At 58.7% G+C, this 18,128-nt stretch carries 20 protein-coding genes; 8 read left to right on the top strand and 12 right to left on the bottom strand.

Going from position 1 to position 18,128, the window contains the following annotated elements:
- Positions 1–113 precede the first annotated feature (113 nt).
- The 4 genes from BUC04_RS08295 to BUC04_RS08280 all read right to left on the bottom strand — a co-directional run bounded on the left by BUC04_RS08295 (position 114) and on the right by BUC04_RS08280 (position 2,482).
- Complete coding sequence (locus BUC04_RS08295) at positions 114–506, bottom strand: HVO_A0114 family putative DNA-binding protein (protein ID WP_067655971.1); 393 nt, start codon at positions 504–506, stop codon at positions 114–116.
- Positions 503–853 carry a toxin-antitoxin system TumE family protein gene (locus BUC04_RS08290; RefSeq protein ID WP_200804676.1) on the bottom strand — a complete coding sequence of 117 codons (351 nt, stop codon included), beginning with the start codon at positions 851–853 and terminating at the stop codon, positions 503–505. The genes BUC04_RS08295 and BUC04_RS08290 overlap by 4 nt, the downstream gene beginning before the upstream one ends.
- Before the next feature lie 271 nt (positions 854–1,124).
- Entirely contained in the window at positions 1,125–2,009 is an 885-nt protein-coding gene (locus BUC04_RS08285) for a hypothetical protein (RefSeq protein WP_067655974.1), read from the bottom strand.
- Positions 2,009–2,482: a hypothetical protein gene (locus BUC04_RS08280; protein WP_143165610.1), complete on the bottom strand. Its 474-nt coding sequence runs from the start codon at positions 2,480–2,482 to the stop codon at positions 2,009–2,011. Before BUC04_RS08280 ends, BUC04_RS08285 begins: the two co-directional genes overlap by 1 nt.
- Before the next feature lie 256 nt (positions 2,483–2,738).
- Here BUC04_RS08280 and BUC04_RS08275 point away from each other — a divergent pair, with 256 nt between their 5' ends.
- Positions 2,739–3,227, top strand: coding sequence for a hypothetical protein (locus BUC04_RS08275; protein ID WP_143165609.1), 489 nt, complete (start codon positions 2,739–2,741; stop codon positions 3,225–3,227).
- 77 nt (positions 3,228–3,304) lie between these two features.
- Positions 3,305–3,790: a thermonuclease family protein gene (locus BUC04_RS08270; protein WP_067655983.1), complete on the top strand. Its 486-nt coding sequence runs from the start codon at positions 3,305–3,307 to the stop codon at positions 3,788–3,790.
- 46 nt (positions 3,791–3,836) lie between these two features.
- Here the strand turns inward: BUC04_RS08270 and BUC04_RS08265 are convergent, their stop codons facing one another.
- From BUC04_RS08265 to BUC04_RS08255, 3 genes are all read right to left on the bottom strand, one after another.
- On the bottom strand, positions 3,837–4,895 hold the full coding sequence (locus BUC04_RS08265) for a hypothetical protein (protein ID WP_143165608.1): 1,059 nt from the start codon (positions 4,893–4,895) through the stop codon (positions 3,837–3,839).
- Between the two features lie 159 nt (positions 4,896–5,054).
- A complete protein-coding gene (locus tag BUC04_RS08260) occupies positions 5,055–6,104 on the bottom strand; it encodes a hypothetical protein (protein WP_143165607.1) in 1,050 nt (349 codons plus the stop codon).
- Positions 6,105–6,178: 74 nt separating this feature from the next.
- Positions 6,179–7,219: a hypothetical protein gene (locus tag BUC04_RS08255; protein WP_067655992.1), complete on the bottom strand. Its 1,041-nt coding sequence runs from the start codon at positions 7,217–7,219 to the stop codon at positions 6,179–6,181.
- 253 nt (positions 7,220–7,472) lie between these two features.
- On the opposite strand from BUC04_RS08255, the gene BUC04_RS08250 reads away from it, so the two are divergent.
- The 3 genes from BUC04_RS08250 to BUC04_RS23440 all read left to right on the top strand — a co-directional run bounded on the left by BUC04_RS08250 (position 7,473) and on the right by BUC04_RS23440 (position 10,588).
- Positions 7,473–8,048, top strand: a complete 576-nt coding sequence (locus tag BUC04_RS08250) for a hypothetical protein (protein WP_073325759.1) — start codon at positions 7,473–7,475, stop codon at positions 8,046–8,048.
- A gap of 200 nt (positions 8,049–8,248) precedes the next feature.
- Positions 8,249–9,304: a hypothetical protein gene (locus BUC04_RS08245; protein WP_067655998.1), complete on the top strand. Its 1,056-nt coding sequence runs from the start codon at positions 8,249–8,251 to the stop codon at positions 9,302–9,304.
- Between the two features lie 336 nt (positions 9,305–9,640).
- Positions 9,641–10,588: a hypothetical protein gene (locus BUC04_RS23440; RefSeq protein ID WP_067656001.1), complete on the top strand. Its 948-nt coding sequence runs from the start codon at positions 9,641–9,643 to the stop codon at positions 10,586–10,588.
- 56 nt (positions 10,589–10,644) lie between these two features.
- Here BUC04_RS23440 and BUC04_RS08235 read toward each other — a convergent pair whose 3' ends face one another.
- Positions 10,645–11,553, bottom strand: coding sequence for a hypothetical protein (locus tag BUC04_RS08235; protein WP_067656004.1), 909 nt, complete (start codon positions 11,551–11,553; stop codon positions 10,645–10,647).
- 297 nt (positions 11,554–11,850) lie between these two features.
- On the opposite strand from BUC04_RS08235, the gene BUC04_RS08230 reads away from it, so the two are divergent.
- The gene (locus BUC04_RS08230; protein WP_067656007.1) at positions 11,851–12,483 is read left to right on the top strand and encodes a helix-turn-helix domain-containing protein; all 633 of its coding nucleotides are present in this window, start codon (positions 11,851–11,853) and stop codon (positions 12,481–12,483) included.
- Between the two features lie 34 nt (positions 12,484–12,517).
- On the opposite strand, the gene BUC04_RS08225 is transcribed toward BUC04_RS08230, so the two are convergent.
- Positions 12,518–13,132, bottom strand: coding sequence for a hypothetical protein (locus tag BUC04_RS08225; RefSeq protein WP_067656010.1), 615 nt, complete (start codon positions 13,130–13,132; stop codon positions 12,518–12,520).
- Between the two features lie 206 nt (positions 13,133–13,338).
- Between BUC04_RS08225 and BUC04_RS08220 the strand changes: the two genes are divergently transcribed.
- Positions 13,339–14,775 carry a HipA domain-containing protein gene (locus tag BUC04_RS08220; RefSeq protein WP_159437676.1) on the top strand — a complete coding sequence of 479 codons (1,437 nt, stop codon included), beginning with the start codon at positions 13,339–13,341 and terminating at the stop codon, positions 14,773–14,775.
- Positions 14,776–14,841: 66 nt separating this feature from the next.
- Entirely contained in the window at positions 14,842–15,168 is a 327-nt protein-coding gene (locus BUC04_RS08215) for a hypothetical protein (RefSeq protein WP_067656016.1), read from the top strand.
- Between the two features lie 111 nt (positions 15,169–15,279).
- Here the strand turns inward: BUC04_RS08215 and BUC04_RS08210 are convergent, their stop codons facing one another.
- From BUC04_RS08210 to BUC04_RS08200, 3 genes are all read right to left on the bottom strand, one after another.
- On the bottom strand, positions 15,280–15,837 hold the full coding sequence (locus tag BUC04_RS08210) for a hypothetical protein (protein ID WP_067656018.1): 558 nt from the start codon (positions 15,835–15,837) through the stop codon (positions 15,280–15,282).
- A 97-nt stretch (positions 15,838–15,934) separates the two neighbouring features.
- Entirely contained in the window at positions 15,935–16,747 is an 813-nt protein-coding gene (locus BUC04_RS08205; protein WP_067656021.1) for a GIY-YIG nuclease family protein, read from the bottom strand.
- On the bottom strand, positions 16,744–17,985 hold the full coding sequence (locus tag BUC04_RS08200; protein ID WP_067656023.1) for a hypothetical protein: 1,242 nt from the start codon (positions 17,983–17,985) through the stop codon (positions 16,744–16,746). The genes BUC04_RS08205 and BUC04_RS08200 overlap by 4 nt, the downstream gene beginning before the upstream one ends.
- Positions 17,986–18,128: the final 143 nt, after the last annotated feature.

The raw sequence follows: 18,128 nt of genomic DNA, 5'->3' as shown, positions 1-18,128 counted from the left end.
GGACACAGCGCTATCGTACACCGAATGGTTCTCCAATCAAAACAACCACCTTGGAACCCCTTAAACGCACAAGCCCGGCCAAAAGGCCGGGCTTGTTTAAGCAAGCTAGAGCGTTAAGCCACTTGCAGAGCCTCAAAGCGGCGCTCGAACGCCAAAGAGATAACAATCTCTACGTCCGTGAACATGGCAACTGGCTTTTTGGCCTTGCCTTTTCCTGCCACCATGCGGATAAGAGACTTCTGCTCAAGATTCTTCAAAGTGACCGAGAGATTGCTTTTAGCGCGACCGGTTAACTCGGCCAATTCACTCACCGTTTCTGGCTTCTTTTCATCAATGATCCGCAGAAGATTCATGTTCTCTTCCGAGAAAACAGCAGACGCAGCCTTCATGGACGCATACCAGACCTTTGGCTCACCGGGCTCTGGAATGTAGGCACCCTTAGCAATCGCAAGCATTCTGCGCCGAATCATGTGTTCAGGCATTACGCCAATTCTTGCAGTAGTCATCTGGTTTTCTCCAATGTGTCGATCACGACATCAATCATTTCAAAGAAGTAGCTGATCAAGTCAACGCAGTCGGTGAATTCATAAGGTGTACCCTTATCAAGACTGGTTAGATGCTGATGGTCGTAGACCACCCTACTTCTGTACTTCTTGCCCACCTTAATCGAATGAGCATTGTCGATGCCAAAGACCCTTTTCCCATAGCGATTATGAAGCGTTAGGTTGTACCGGAGCCCATGTGGCCGGGCTTTTGTTGGAGCCACCTGGTGCACGTTGACCTTGTACCAGTACCCATCCTCCCGGTGAACCTCATTGCCGTCCATGTACAGCAGCACATCTAGTCCATTCACCGCTTTAGCTCCATGTTATGGGTTAATCATAACACACCAAGCGACTCCTGCAACCACTTGATGCTCTATAGGCAACCAGGCCCAGCCGTAAAGTACCTTAGCGAAGCCCTACCCCGACCTCTAGTGCTAGACATCAAAACAATGTCCACGATCCACACCAAGGGCAACAACACCCCATCCCATACCCCGCCGACGCCGGCGGAACCCGAAAAGTAACGTATACGTTCCTTTTCCACCGATTTCCGCCCTAAATGGAACGTATACGTTACCCCTACTGCAACTTCGCCTGGCCCTGGGGTCCCGCCCTGAGCCACACCGCCAACTCCTGACAGCGCCGTTTGCCCAGCAATCGAGCCAGACCAGATACCCAACGGCTCTGGCCAAAGACGCGCACCGCCTGCGCCTCAACATCACGCCACGATACCGTCTGCAACGCACCGGCTGCTTCAGGAAACCTTGGCGCCAGCACCGCCAGCGTCAGCGCCATTTCCCGACCGGCAGATACCGCCACCGGCAGCAACACCTCTCGGTCAAAATCCAGCTGCTGGCGGCCAGCGAACTGCGCCGCGCCGTGGGCACAAAAACCCATCGAGCGACAAAACACTTGTAACCCGGTGGCCGCGCTCTTGCGCACATCTTGGTGGATCTGCTCACGCGGATGCCGCCGCCAGTACATCGGGAAGGTCACGTTGCCCTGGCGGTAGGCCATCTCCTCGGTGACCGCACTGGAGGAGGTCCCCATGTCGCGCAGTCGATTGGCGAAGGGCCGGTAGGTGATCTGCAACTTGCGACAGGCATCGGTCACATCACTGCAACCCAGGTTAAGCAGATACTCAGCCAACGCCTGCTCACCGGCTTTCAGCGCATCCTCAAGCTCAGTATCGTAGCGACTGGTACCGAAGCTTGGCTGCAGGCCCTGTTGGCACAGCTCTTCTTGCACCTCGCGCCAACAAATCCCGCGAGTGCGCACCGACGAGCCCACCGCGGCACCGGAAATGGCCATATGGCGACCCAGCGCCTCAAGGCTTGCCAGGCCATGGGTCAAGCAAAACTCGATCAGTTCGTCCTGAGTATTGATGCCGGCGCGGGTCAGAACATCCCCTGGTGGCCGACCGATGCGGGCGCCGTCTTCCTTAACGGCATGCGATTGCGTCATTACTGTTCCTCGATGACTTTTCGTTCTTGTGACAGGTGCACTGCCAATTGGTCCGCCAGGTCGAACGGCACCGGGACGCTGAACTTCTCAGCCAGGGCCGGGTTTCCGCTCACATCAATGTGCAGCTCGCCCTCCTCGCCCCGATAGACCGCACAAGACTCACCAACAGCCCCTTGTACCAATGGGTGCTTATTGTTGAATACCCCACCCAGGCGCCGCCCACAGCCCATCATCAGGATGTCTGCCGGATCCGGCGTGTTCATCTTGCACCAGAGGTAACTGACCTGGGTATCACGACCATTGTCTACTGCCACCCCTATCCGGGCCCGCAGGTAGCTGACATGGCGCTTCGGATCGCAGGCGAACAGGCTTCTACCGGATTCAGTAAAGGGCGTCAGAACCATGCCACCCCACCCGGACTCCACCCCGCGGTAATCGTCCGGCAACTGCGCCACTGCCAGCATTTCTGACATGCTCTGCCAGTCATTACAGCAGCCACTCCGATAAACCACCCGTTTTGCCATGTTTTTACCCCCGTTAACACTGCAGCGATGGTAGCAATGCCATGGCCACAGTTCAACCAAGCACACCAGCCCCACTGCCACACGGTGACCGGCACCCGAGCAGGCTAACCAACACCACCCCATGACCCAGAGAGTGACCAAACCGATTGACTTTAAATATACATTTGTATATTATGATTAACAGTTGAGACAAGGAGTTATGAAGATGGAACTGACCACCATTCCCGCCCGCTACCAGTTGGATTACAGCGACGCCAACGCACTTGATGTTTCCGAACGCTGGGGCTGGCTCACCACCACGCTGCTCAACGTGCTGGTACCGCAGCACCATCAGATGCACCCCATCTGCAGCGGCGAGAACCGTGCGCATGTGCTCACCGCCCACGTGCTGTTCCAGATGCTGGTCAGCGCCAGGGTCGTCATTGATGAATCTTGGCTGCCAGAGGGCCTTGAGCTGACCGACTTCACCCGTGGCGACTTTGAGCTGGAGGTTGAAAATGCGCTGGAATACGACCCCGATGGACCCCTCGAAGGTCAGGCGTTTGAGCGTTTGCTCGCGATGCGACCGCACATCGCCGCGGAGCCCCTGTTGTGGCAGGCAGTCGAGATGGCCCAGGCAGCGCGGTTCAGTGAAGAAGAACAGCTGGCGGAGCAACTGCACCAACTGCTCAAGCACCGGTTGCCTGACGCTTAAGCCACGCCCTAAGCCGGCGGTGCCCCTTGGCGCCACCCCGGCGCGGTACAATGGACCCAAACACCAGGAGAAGCCCAGTGCCCAGTCTCGCCAAAACCCGATTGTTCGCAACCCTGCTCTGCCTGGCGCTGCCGGCTAGCCTGTCCGCCGCCCCCTCTGAGCCGCTGCGGGTCATCTGGATCCCCGACGCGGATACCATCCACGTCATCAGCCCGGCCCAGAACAAGGTGAAGGTTCGCTTTGCCGGCATTGACTGCCCTGAGTCCGATCAGCCCTGGGGAAAGGAGTCCACCGCCTTCCTGCAACAGCGGATCCGCGGTCAATCCGTGACGCTGGAGATCACCGAGACCGACCGCTATGGCCGCGCAATTGCCCGCGTCTACCACCAGGGCGAGAACCTTAACCGCTGGCTGGTGCAGCATGGCCACTGCTGGACCTACAGCCGCTACGCCAAGGGCACCGAGCTGTTTGAACTGGAAGCAGAGGCGAAACGGCAGGGATTGGGACTGTGGGCCCTGCCGGAGCCAGACCGGATCCCGCCATGGGAGTGGCGGCGCAGGTAAGTCGCAAAGGCCCGCTATCGACACACAGCCCCAGCGCTATCCCAGGCTAAGACTGTTTGAAATCGGCGCGCAGCCGTGCCAGCCGCTCAGACCCTACCTCGATCCCCATGCGCTGGTTACGGTTGCTGCCCGGGAACAGCGGCCTAGCGTGCTCCTCTACAGCGGCCCAGCCCACCTGCTTTAGCGCCTGCATCACCTCAGGGTCGTCACTGAGCTTGGCAAGGGCCAACCCCATCCGCTCCGGTGCCTGCAACGCCGCAGGGCGCAGAATATCCTGATCAAAGCCCAGCCCCTCCCGGTCCAGGTAATCCCAGGCGTGCCGCTGATTAAACCCCATCTGATCGCAGAAGCTCTTCAGTGACGTTGAACGCAGCGCGATCACCTCGTTTACCACAGCGGATAGCTCACAGTTGCGCCAATAGGTGGCAAAGCTCATCTCGCCGCCCTGCAGGGCCACCTCATCCTGGACTTCTTGGGCATCAATCCCGGCCTGATGGAAACGCCTTAACATCCGCTCGTATCCAACCCCCAAAGCCCGAGCCAGTGCAGTAAGCTTGGTGATCTTCTTAGAGCGGCACAGGGCCGCGATGGCAGCGACTCCGCCGCCTTCACTCAAGATCTGCTCCAGCGGCTCCGGCAACTGACTGAGCTTGGGCTTGCGCGCCCGCAAGCCGTACGGTTCCAACCCGGCACGCACCTCCGTCCAGCTGATGCCGTAACGCTTCAGATCCTGCTGGATGGTTTGCGATGTGACGCCAATGCTCTCGCCGATCTGCTTTTGAGTGGAGAGCTGGTACTTGATGCAGTGGTTAACCACCGCGTCGAGCGTACACAGATCGGCCCGACCCATTGCGGTGGTCTGCTTATGGGTCCGTTCAGACTGCCGGCCCAGACCTGCCTTGACCAACCCTGCCCGGATCCCGCGCCAATCAAGGCCCAACTCTTCCATGTCCAACTGCAGATTCGACCCGCCCACTTTTAGCGACGCCGCCAGCTGCACCTTGGTGCGCAGTTTGCCGGCCACCATATGGCCAAGCACCGCATCGGTGGTCGTAAGACCATGGCGAACAAGGACATTAGCGAGGTTTGGTAACGGGACTGACATGAGGCAAACAACAACAGCGTGAACAAGGTGAAACAGCATAAGCAGTGGCCCCACCGTCGCCAACCCTGACCCTCAATCGATCAAGAAGTTTGCAGGCAAGGCCACACTTTCGCCGAACGTCATCCCACTGTCATACCGTGCAGACATCGTCGAATCGGCTTATTCATCCAGCCAGGCTTTTAACTCGGCCACTTTTGCCTTACCCACGTTGCTGGCCAACATGCGCCGCCAATTGTCCCTTGAGAAAGCCGCCCGGGCGTGGTCCTCTACCGCGCTCCACCCCACCTGCTTAAGCGCATCCTTTGCGCCCGGTCTGTCAGAGTAAATGGCCAAGGTCATGGCCAGCCGACCAGGTGCCTCCAGCGCAGCGGGGACCAAGACATCATCGACAAAGTCGACACCCCAACGCTTAAGCGTCAGAGTGCCTGCACTTTGCAGATAGCCTCTCTTAGTGCAAAAGCCGTTGAGACTGAAGCAGCGCATCTCGATGACGTCGGCGATCACGTCATTCATCTCCGTCACCCGCCAATACTGACCAAAGCTCTCATCGCCGAATAACACGGCCAAGTGGTCACCCACCTCAAGCTGGCCGATGCCCATTAGCTGCAACCTTTCCTGCACGGTACCCACCGGCACCCCCTCAGAAGCCTCCAGCATGCGAAGCTCTCTCAGCCCCCGCTCGGAGCACAGCTTCGCCACGCCCTCGGCGCCGTCTTTGAGGGCCTGCTCAATCTCCCAGGGCAACTCGGCCAAATTCCTTCGCGCGCACAACCCCTCACGGCGCAACACCTTGGTGATGCTACCCCAGGAAATACCTATGGAATTGATGTCTGCGCTGATGGCGGCGGTACCAACGCCAAAGACTTCAGCAAGCTCTGCTTGGCTGCTCAATCCGTTGGTTCGACAATACGCCAACAGCAACTCGGTACTGGTCAAGCCCTGGCTCGACAGCACTGATCGCCTTGCCGATGAGCCTCTCAGCTTGCAAAGTCCCTCTTTGGCCAACCTTTCGTTTACCTGGGTCCACTCGATCCGGTGCCGGGCCAGCGCCTTGGTCAGCACCACAGTTCCCACCGCCAACTCCTTAATCAGCGCCGACTTTGTCCCAATGCCGGCCTCACGCATGTACTCAAACAGAGACTCAGGACAGGTCAGCCCACGCTTAGCCAAAGGGCAGGGTTTGGATGGTGATACTTTCTGCATCTTCAAAGACTCTGACTTAACTAACGCTGGCAGACTACCGCATCCCCCCGGTCGACGCCAACCGCCAGAATGCGAGGCTGTTATCCGAGACAGGCTTTCAGTTCGGCCACCCGCGCTTTACCGACCACACAGGCCATCATGCGCCGCCAGCAGTCCCCAGGGAACACCGCCCTGGCGTGACTCTCTACCGCGGCCCACCCCACCTGTTTCAGGGCAGACAGCGATCCTGGATGGTCTGCATATATGGCCAAGGTCATGGCCAGCCGATGAGGCGCCTTAAGCGCAGCGGGGACCAACACGTCAGCCACAAAGTCGACTTTCTCGCGCGCCAGCGTCATCGTTGCCGTCCCCTGCAGATACCCCCTCTGGGTGCAAAAGCCGTTGAGGCTGTGACAGCGCAACTCGATCACCTCGGCGATCACCTCTTCAATGTCCGTCACGCGCCAATACTGGCCAAAACTCTCATCCCCAAACAACACTGCCAAGTGGTCCTCCACCTGGCGCTTCCCTATGCCCTTCATGTCCAACCGGGCCAGCACCGTGCCCACCGGCACCCCTTCAGAAACCTCCAGCATACGAAGCTCTCTCAGCCCCTGCTCGGAACACAGCTCTGCGACGCCCCGGGCGCCGTCTTCAAGGGCCCGCTCAATCTCCTCGGGCAACGTGGCCAACCGCCTTCGAGCGCACAACCCCTCATCGCGCAGCGCCTTGGCAACACTCCACCAGGAAATCCCCAGGCGCTGCAGATCAGCATTGATGGCGGCCCGAGTGATGCCAAAGCGTTCGGCCAATTCCACCTGACTGCACAACCTGTGCTCTTGGCAATACGCCAACAACAACTTGGTACTGGTCAAACCCTGGCTTGCCAACACTGACCGAGACACCGACGCTGGGCGAATTTTAGCAAGCCCCTCCTCCGCCAGCCTGGCATTGACCTGGGTCCACTCAATCTGGTGCCTGCGCAGCGCCTTGGTCAGCCTAACCTCACCAACGCCCAGATGCTTATATAGCGCTGTCTTAGTCCCCATTCCCTGCGCACGCATGTACTGCAACAGCGATTCGGGACAGGTCAGATTACGCTTGGCCAGAGGGCAGGATTTCGACAGTGCAAATTGCGGCATTTCGACAGACTCTAGGACTCAACTAACGCAGGCAGACTACCGCATCCCCCTGACGGAACCAACTTCCAGAGCCCCAATGTGAAACTCTAGTTTCATTTTCTGGCCAAAAGTGAAACTACAATTGCACTTTCCACCCAACAAACTCAGTCGGCGCCCCCCCCAACCAACACCCCACTCAGGCGATTCACTCAACGGGTACACACCGGTGAAGCTATTCCGCTATCCCTCCAACAAACCCCGAACAAACATGATCATGAAAAAACACGTCATAGATCTCTTAGCAGTTGCAATTGCTGCCTGCGCATTGTTGGTGTCCGTACTCAGCTACACCCTAACCCAAGCCGGCCTCGATGCGTCACTAGAGGCAAACCGACTATCCCAACAGTCACTGAAATCGGTACTTGAGCACAACGAGAAATCCGTGACGCCCAAACTGGAGTTCCGGCTCAAGTTGAGCATTGGTGCCAACTCTGGCGGCTTCGTTAAGATCAAGAATGCCGGCTACGGCCCTGCTGAGTTGGTCGAAGTTCAAGCCACGTACAAAGGTGAACGTATTTCTACCGACGCCAACACGCTCTCACAAATCGCCAGCGGGCTGCATATGACTGGCCACAGCATCTCTCCCGGCGCCCTGATCGGACCCCAGGAATCCATTACGCTTTACGATATACCTGCCAGGTCCTACAAAAGTGAAGACATTTGCCCGAAGGATCAAGCAAGAAAGGCCCTCGTTGAAGACTTGCGGATAAGAGTCATCTACAAATCCTTGTACGACCGTCAGGATGAGACCACGCTCGAATACACCTCTACAAACCAGCTCAACTGTTAAGCGACAGGAGCACTAGGTGCCTCAACCACTTCCCCTAACCCGTCCGAACGGCTAACATGCAGCTCTAAGGGCTGGCCCCCCAGGTTGGTGACAATACCGAACCCCGGCTGCTTCACACCCTTGGTAACCCGTGCTTCATTTTGTTGAACGGCACCGCTTGATACATGTCACCCAGGCCAGAGCCGACTGAAACAACAAAGATGATTGTACTGACCCCAGACGCCTTCATGCGTCTTGTCCACAGCGCCGATCGCGCTGCCCAGGCTCACCCCGAGCTTAAGTCCCTCAAGATGCGCCAGCGCAGAGAGTTCCTGTGCCAGGCCCTGTTCGGCCTCTCGTTTGAGCAAGCCCGCCAGCGGGCCAAACGCGCCCCCTTGCCGGTGAAGTGGCACACTCAAGAGTCGCCGGCACACCGAATTTCCCAACACTACCGGCACAGCCTCATGAAGGGGATCAGCAAAGCTTGCGAAGCCGCCGGCCTGTCCGCTGTTCCACGAAGCAACTGGCACATCGAGTTCATCGGGGAGACCTTGGGAGCGTTGGTACTTGAGCTTGAGCCCTGGTTGTTCGCCCACCACGCCCTGGCCAAGCACCTGGACGAGCCCGAGCATTTCACCACCTATCCAGTCCAGACCAGTGACGAAGGGGAGCTGTTCCAGATCCAATTTGCGCACGCCTTCGACCGACGGGCCTTCTTCCCCTGCTCCTCCACTCTAGGCTTCGCTGTTGGCGCTACCTTGCGACAGACCCACGGGTTTGATCGCGACACTGCCCAAATCCTGCGCCTGGCGCTGTCAAAGCCATTCCGATACACCGAACTGAATGCATTCCAGCGACAACCCCAAACCTACGATTCGGGATACATCAAACACTACCTCCTTTGGCTGGGGTACTGTGCCGTTGCCATGTTCCAGCCAGGCACCTATGAGTTCTACCTGAACGCCGTGGCCGAGGAGTTGGCCATCGACTCTGCCCCCGTGGACGACACCGAGGATTGGCCAGAGATGGGACTTTACGGGATCGCCACACGCTTAGGCTGGGATCTTGAGAAACGCATCGACTGGGCGGTGACCACCGCCAATGAGCAGATTGGCCTGGACTGCGACTGGGACACGCTATCTGGTGTATATCTGGAAGCGGTTCATTCCGTTATGGCCGAGCATAACCTGACCCCACTGCAAGCCGTGGAGAAGATGCTCGGCGCAGAGGCGTACCAGAAGGACCTGCTTGACAAGGCACAGCAAGCGCTGCGCTAGGCCGAGCGCTAACCCGATAGCGCGGCCGGTACCCACCAGCCGCGCTCTCGCATTACCCCTCTACTGGACCCGCTACCCATTGACGCGCCGGAACTGGCGTCGTACCCTCCAGAGCGTAGATGGCCCCCGCTTACGCTCACTCCACGATAGCCAGGGGTTACCCGTCTTCAGATCTGGCCCCCTGACCAGAGCAGTGCACCAGCGCTATGCGCCACGGCAGTTATCCAGGCAGCTATACACCACGACGAACCACGCACATTTGAACATACCAATTGCTGGCAACTCGCTTGGGAACGGTGCACACCATAGGCAACCCGCCGGCATATGGAGCTTCGAATGGGCAAATACGATTCCCACCTGATCCCCCAGCTTGATCTGACCCACAAGCAGATTTCGGCCAACGCCAGACAGGCGATCAAGTCCGTCCTCGACCAGGACCTCAAAAACCCGGACAAACTGCAACGCTTTCTCAGCGTTCTTCTCGGGTATGACAACAAACACCTGTACCTGCAGGCACTGCGCGCGCCCAACCCGGCCCAAGAAGCCGAGTCCGTGTCCGATGCGCCCCACACCAGCCTCATCTGTGACACCTGTGGCGAGCCGATTTTGTCCCCCAGCGACGGCATGCTCGAATGGAAATGTGTCGATAGCCGCTGCACCGGTCTGCGCGTCGTGCACAGCCGACCAGCGAGCCCCTTCGTTAATGACTGGCAAGACCAGGATGAATGGGGGAATTACGGCTGCCAGTATTCCCAGTCAACCATCTGGGAGAAAGAAAAAGGCACCCTCTGTGACATGCACCTTTACCGTTTCTTTGGGGCTGATGGCATCCAGACTCTTAAAGAACTCAAACACAGTGGCTTGGGTGAGGACGAACTCAATACCATGTTGTTCCGCCTGCACGGCTTTGGTGACAGTCGCGCGCACCAAACAAAGGTGAACCCCATCCGCCACGTTCGCATGAACATGAACAACAACCCAACCACAGAACAGTTGGCGTCTTTGATTGCAGACTGCGACGACACCGCAGGAAACCACTGCCTTTGGGTCGAACGTAACGGAACGGTACACATCACGAGGCTCGATTCTGACACCTTTTCTGGCAGGGGCCTGGAGGAAATTACGCCCGAAATGCTGATCCGGGCACCCGTGTTCCATGTCGGCCATGGAGACACCGGTACCGATGCTGCAAAGGAAACCGGGTACGTCAACGCCTGGCTGCGACGACTCGAGGAGGCCTGGGAAGCCCAGCTCCCATCCTCTCGGTGCCTCTACATCGACTAGGACCACCTGGCACTACCCTTAATCCAAAGCGCATCTGGCGACCCAGGTGCGCTACCTCAACAATCCAAACCCAACCCTTCGCCTAAGCACAATGCCGGCGCTCCCACCGTGGGTCCCCACGACTGCGCACTCACTGTGCCACCCATCGCCACCAATGCCTCAGTCACGCGACGGGATGAGCAGTCGCTGCCAGAGACAGGGTCTGACACCTCTGCTACCACCTTAGCGCCATCCACACAGCTAACCGCAAGGCTCGGTTCATAGCCGCTCTCCCGTATCTGCCTGGCGTAAAACCGCAGGAAACCGCACACCAGATCGGGCTTCCAGCTGGCGGCCACCTTGCCGTGCTGGCCCGAACCAGACCGCGGCACGGCATCAGAGCGCACCTCCAGCTGCGCCACCAGCACCTCGACCCGATCCCCGGTGAACCGGTGATAGGCCAGCAGGTTGATGTTTAAGGCGGGGTAATACAGGTGTGCCCGCACCGGTGCGGGTCCGGTATCCTGCAGGTGGCGTTGCCGGACATGCTCAAAGCTCAGCGGAAGGACATTCAGCCATTGGGCCAGACGGGTCAACTCCCGGGCACTGTAGCGCTTGCAACGGCGCTCGCGATTGGCCACCACGGCAAGTGCCCTGTCCGACAAGAGGTAGGCCTTGCTCGCCAGCGCCAACCCCAAAGGGGATTGCGCACCCCATGGGCTTCCCGGTAACCGGCGCAGATCCTCACCATAGCGCGCTAGCAAGTCACTCAGCCATTGCTGGCCGCCGTTGTCTTCAAATAGCCCGTAGGTGGTGTCGCCCCTCGGGTGGTCCAACTTCTGGCCCAAACAGCGCTTTAACTCAGGCCATTCACCAAAGCAGTACATCTGGGCCAGCATCTGCAGGGCCACACCGTGGGCGAGTCCGATTTCGCGAGAGAGGTATTGAGCCAGTTTTTTTGACTCAAAGGCGGTGGGGTAACGCATGGGCTAGCATCTCCTGATCTTGCGGCCCACCCTCACAAGACCCCTGGCGAAAACTAACCGAGTCAGTGCGGAAACAAACAGTAAGACGCTGCGGAATGCTTTGCCGGCGGGCTGGCGGGGCTGCGTGGCCCACACACCATCCTACCAGCACCGGCGATAAATCCTACCCCTGGCCGGACTTAGGTGAACCCTGTCACAACCCCACCTATCCGAGTTGGACAACTTGCGTTATCAAATCCATGATAACGAGCGTTAAAACACTGACCTGCAGAATCTATTTACAAGGCCGCACCGCCCATGAAACACGCTATCCCCGGCCTGGACATCGCCGCCTTTCGCCAAGACCTGAAGAACCACCAGGCCCTCAATGGCAAAAGCCAAACTCAGGTTGCGAGAGAGGTCGGGATCTCGCAGGTTCACCTATCCTATGTGCTTAACGACACCCGCAAAGTCACTCCGCAGGTATTCCTCAAGCTCTGCAGCTACATGGGAAAAGAACCAGGGACCTACCGCACGCCAGACCCCGATGCCGATCCCGTGCGGCTAGCCGGCTACCTGCAAGGCCTCCAGCAGCCCAACACCACCACGTTTCCGGTACTGTGCAACCTGTCGGGTGCGCCACTCAGCCAAACAGACCAAGAGGCGCAATTCGCGAACATCACCCACAAGGGCAACACCAAGGTAGTCCGGGTCGATACGGACACCTCTGGGCTTGTTAAGGGCAGTTATCTAGCCTGCGTTAAGGGACGGGGCAAGAAAGGGCAGCTGGCGGTGGCGATCACCCGCCGTGGCAACCCCGATCAACAGACCCTGTTCGGCCGCCTCTCCGGCGAGCAGATGGTGATCACCTCGATGTGGGGCACCCAGACCGTGCCAGTATCACCGGCGGCCGACGTCTACCAGGTGGTTGGGGTCCTCTTCGACGCATGAGCTCCACCTTGCCCTGCTTATGGCACCCGTTTGCTCATGTTAGGGCACAGGCCGCAGGTTCAGCCTGCTGGTTTCGGCAGACACCGTCGCCCTTGAACTGAACCTCGAGGTGATCGGCAACCTCGTTTGCCGAAGCCGCCACATCGCCCAGGAATTTATCGCTGGGAACACCCCCCATAACGGCAACCATCCGCAAAAACTCCTCACAACGTGCATCTCGCGCTAGACAGCTTTGCGCAAACTCCCTCAGACCCAGATCAGCGCGTGCATACTCACTAGGATCACCCGGCCCAGTTGCATCCAAAATGAAGCACACTGACCTTCGCCTCGGGCCCTGGAGCGACGTCATCTCTGCCACCTCGACATCACAGTACACCTGCTCCTCTGCCACATCTTCAGGAACTGCAGCCCAATCCCTGAGGTCCTGGATCCCGGTCCATCGCCCGTTTTCCACATTGACCCGGAACCGACCCCATGCACCCACTCGCACCCTCTTGCCCGAGAAAAAACGCCTGGCCTCCTTGCGCACGCTAAGACCCATTTTCACTGGCAGGCCGCAATACCAACGCTTGTGAACATAAAAAGCAATGGCGCTCACACTCAACAGCACCACTGCGAACGCCAACACCGACAGCACCACAACACCCATAACCACTCCTTAAGGCCCCACGCCTTACTGCCGCTGCTCCCCAACGGAAGCACGAACGCACCGGCCCAATGGACGAAGCCGTGCAGCGAACATCAATAACCACATCTCAACAACTACTTACTCTATCCCCGCCTACGACAATTCCCAACAGACCTCAGCCGCCCTCCCCCAGTCACGACCACCAGCAGACACCGGCCAAGCACGGTATGCTGTCTGGACCCTCCCTACAAAGAGTCGATAAGGACACCATGGCCCAGGAGCGCGACAGCAACCAACGACAGCTTGACGTCCACCTGGCCGGGCATGGCCAGGTGGCCACCGTATCGGCACCGTACGGGCGGTCCGACGAGTTCCGCTGGCGGTACTTGGACACGTGGGCCCAAACCGGCTTCGCCGTATCGCCGCACCTTCAGCTCACCGGCGAGATCCCGTCGCTGGCGGCGAAGCACTACCTAGAGAACCTGCTGCCCGAGGGGCCTGCGCTGGATGAGATCCTAAGCCGCGGCACCCTGCAGCGCGGTGACGCACTTGGCCTGCTGGAGCTGATTGGCGAAGACACCGCTGGCGCCCTGATCTTCGTACCCGCAGGCACGCAGCCGGCAAAGAGGTCGTTTACCCCCCTGCCAGAGCAAGAACTCGCTGGCCGCATACGCCAGCACATTGACCTGGCCGCGGGCCTCACCACCTGGGGCGGGCAGATCCGGCTATCCGTGGCCGGCGTGCAGGACAAGATCAACCTGCTGCAGCTGCCCGACGGCACTCTTGGGTTTGGGGACGGCCAGCTGTGCTCCAACCGGATCTTTAAGCCGGAAACCGGCCGGGTCCCCAACATCGTCATTAACGAGCTGCTGACCATGGAGCTGGCCAGGGCAGTGGGTTTTGAAGTGGCACCGGTGCAGCGCCTCTACCTCGACGGCATACCAACGCTTTGCGTTGACCGCTTTGACCGCTACTGGGACCCAGACCAACGGCAGGTGCTACGCCGACATGTCATCGACGGATGCCAGGCCACAGGGCTTCCCAGCAGCCATAAGTACGAGCGGCAATTTGGTGACGGGCCAGACGTTCGCCACTGCCGCGACGGAGTCTCCTTCTCTTTGCTGCACCAGGTCCCGGTGGCCAACCCCGAACAGCACACCCACCAGCTGGCCCTACGCATGCTATTCAACGCGGCCGTCACCAACACGGACCTGCATGGCAAGAACCTGAGCTACTTTGTCGATCACGCAGGGCTGCGCCTGGCACCGGCGTATGACCTGGTCTGCATTGGCGCCCTCAACCTGGATGGTACGGGCCACACCGCGGATCACCGAAGCAACAGCACACCGATGACCCTCCCCATGTCCATTGGAGATCACCACCCGAACACTACTGGTAACTTTCAGCCACCGGTCACCGCACTAATGCTGGCGGACTACGCCGACGAATTCGGCATACCGGCCGAAACCATGCAGCAGTGGGCCCTGAGCATCACCAGTCGCATCGAGCAGGCCCTTGGACCTACGGTGGCCCAATGCCAGCAACTGCCGTTGACTCAAGCAGAACGTGATCACCTGGCCGTTTGCCAGCAGGTGATCAGTGCATCCTGCCACCTACTGGCCACCGAGGCCGCCAACATCATGGAGATGTCGGCCCTGCTCTGAGCAAGGCAAACAGGATCTGCCGCCCCACCACTGCTATGGTGAAACAAACCATGCATGGTGATTGCAATGGACAAAGAGCATCTGGTACGGAATTTTGTGGAGAGAACTGGCGCCCCAGAGCGGGAAGCCAGGGCAATGGTGGAGGCGATCTTACAAGTCATGGCTGCCCGCCAACTGACCCTGCCCAAACCGCGACCATCAAGCCTGGTCGCCTCACCTCAGCCAATGTTCAACGACATAGCACTGATCATCAGAGATACGCGCACTCAAGTCAGGGACATCCACAACCTGATACAGAAGATGCGCAGTGACCTCGACTCCATCAACCGCAAACTCAACGCTATTTTGATACTGACCCTAGTCAATACGTTGCTGCTTCTGTTCCAGCAATAAGACGACTCCACCCCTCAATACCAAATGGAAGGGGTAATGCCAAAACCCCACCGCGCAGAGGCCATAGGCTGAGACCAGCACTAATAAAGACCGAGCATTCTCGACCGGCGCTCACCCCTCCCACTCTAGCAATTCAGTAGTCACCGAAGCCTGGTCCGGCGCCAGCCACCGCTCAACAACCGCAGGAAAATGTCTGCGAAAGGACGAGCGAAGTAACTCAACTGGCATCATTTCCACCTCTTCACGCTTCGCCTCAGCTTTGGCCATCAGCCTCATTCGCTCTGCATTTGGCTTGCCCACTAAAGCCCGACTGGGGTAACGGAACTGCTTGATTGTGATGCGTTGCCTAGTTGTCAGCCAAAAACAGACATCACCTGATGACAAGGAACACTTGGCCGCAAGCTTTAGCAGTTCCACAAGCTCAGGGAACACTTCACCCTGCTCATCAAACTGAAAAGCCGGATAGACCTCACCTCCATCCACTTCTACTGACAAAAGCAGGCCCCATTCCAACAAGTGACACACCCCCTGGTGGTGATTGCTGCCTCGCACCCCAAAGGCCTCAACGACGTCATCTGCCCCAAGCAGCCGCCCCAACTGACCTAGATCACCAACGCAAGAACCTGCCCGGCTAACAATTCCCCTGCCACCTCGTGTCTTGTCGTGCATAGATGCCCCACACAGCCCCTCATAGAGTCAGTATGAGCGGTATTAGGACCCTTTGATAGACCAAGGTACCACTCCAGCCCACCCACGAACCGACAGGTTAGCCCGGTAGCGTAGCACCCCCAAATACCAGATCCCGCTTCTCGACAACCCGATTGAGCTTCAACACATACCCCATCAGGTCACGGGTCACCCGGAACCACTCGCGCCCTTCGCCCCCACCCTGGCACCTGAGCCTGCGGAAGGTCTGATGCAGGGCAGACTCCGACGCTCTCCCACCGTAGGGGATCACCGCCAGCAGCTGCAGATCTTGCCGGCCATATCGCCGCTCAACCCGCTTAAGCCGTCTTGCAACATCCGCTGACACCCCGATCTTCACCTGTCCACGCTGGCGGTCCAGGGCAAAATAGACGTGCTGCCCATCGGTGCCCAACGCCGGATCGGCACACCAGACACCGGTTAGGCCCACCCCCTGGTAGGATTGCCCCCCGGACAGTCGGTCATACACGTCGGCCCAACTCTTTTCCATCCGGACCTTTGCCGCCCTCAACACCACATCGCGGTACCGACGCCTGACCTCGCGCTGAATGTACTCTGGGTGGTAAAACCCATCGACCCCCAGCTGAAACCGACCGGTGGGGACCATCAATGCCTCCCGCTCGAAGCAGCGATCATCCCCGCTCTTCATGAACGGAACCCGCGGCCCCGTGGCCGATTGCATAGAGATATACTCAGGCAGGCGCCAGGCCAGATAGGCATCGACAGTACGGACCGGGCAGCCGAACTGATGCTCATAGGCACTGGCAAAACGACAGAGCTTATCTCCTGCCGACACCATCGCGGTCCAAACCCGCTGCTCAGACACCGGCAATAGGCCCAGCTTCTTCACCGCCTCACGCTTTACCCGGTTCATTGCCCACCCGCCAAGGCTGCATCCACATCGGCCGGAGTGATCCGAAGCCCACCGCCAATTGGCATGGCCTCTTCCGCCTCTAAATCCCGCCCAATGCCGGCAACACCACCAGCGAAATCAGCCACCCGCACTGCTCCGGCGTCGACCAAAACCTCAACCAGCTTATGTAACCCGCTGATCCCTACACAGTCCACCGAACCCCTATCAGTCGCACGATACCCCCAGCAAATCTGCCTATATTCAAGCTGCCTCAGCGCCTCCCCTGCCTCGTACTTAGCCTCACCCACCGAAGCCAAGCCACCACGACGGATCGCTTCATCGGTGCTCGCTTTCAACCGGCGACTAAATTTGGCAACGGACTCTGGATACTCACTATCCATGTATGAATTTGCATGGGGCGTAAGGATCGGTGTCTGCACCCACCTTGGCCCCGACATCTCTATTTGCGACACCCGCAGATCACGGATCTTGCCGATGTAGAGGACAGGTTCATAGCCTATCAATTGAGATTGCCGGATCAGGTGCCTAAGGAAGCCCAACATGGCGATAACACCCCAACCCTCAGCCAGGTCACGATAGGGCTGAAGACGGCCGTCGTCTGGATGCACTGAACGAGAATATGTGTCCCACTCTTTGATTTGAACCCCCACACGCCGGCCCTCGAACACACAGCCAACGTAGACCCGCTGATCCAGCGCCGGAAACCGCAACCAACCTCCGGTACCGTCACGGCGCCTTGAACTCGGCACCAACCCCCTCCGCATGGGAAACCGATGTGGTTGCGCGAGCATATGGTCCAAATGAAGGGGCATGCGCAGCAGACATTGAACCACCTCGGTACCACTCACCTGCTCAATGTCGCCATAACCGCCATCGAACAGCTCCAGGATCTCTTCATCGGATATCAGCAGGGTGTTTCCTGCCAATATTTGAGCAACCATTGAGTCAGGCCCGATGGGTGACGGGTGCCACCGCTTCAGCGCTAACTGCAGCTCTGACCGCTGCGGCTCGATGCAGCGCTCTAGACGCTGGCGTGGACTGTCAAGGTGGTAAAGTCCAGGGAAGGCAGCATGGTCATCCGGTGCAGGCTTACCGAAACACTGCTTGAGCAGTGTCCAGCTCGGGCATCCATACATCCAGGCCAGTTTGCGCTGTGCCTGACACAGCGTGAGAGAGAGGTGATCACGGAGGTGACGGGTAAGGTGTTTAGCCTCAACCCGGGTGGGGTAGCGGTTCATGCGATGACTCCAGATCTTGCGGTCCACAGTTACGCAAGACCGTGCAAAAGCCACGATGCCTGGGCAAACCTTAGTCAAAAACGAGGGCGCTACAATGATGCTTTGCCTGTGGACTGGCCGGGCCGCGCTGCCCCAGGTCAGAG

The organism is Ferrimonas marina (assembly GCF_900129905.1).
GTDB lineage: Bacteria > Pseudomonadota > Gammaproteobacteria > Enterobacterales > Shewanellaceae > Ferrimonas > Ferrimonas marina.
Note: the sequence above shows the minus strand (reverse complement) of the source record. Positions and strands in the feature narration are given on the sequence as shown.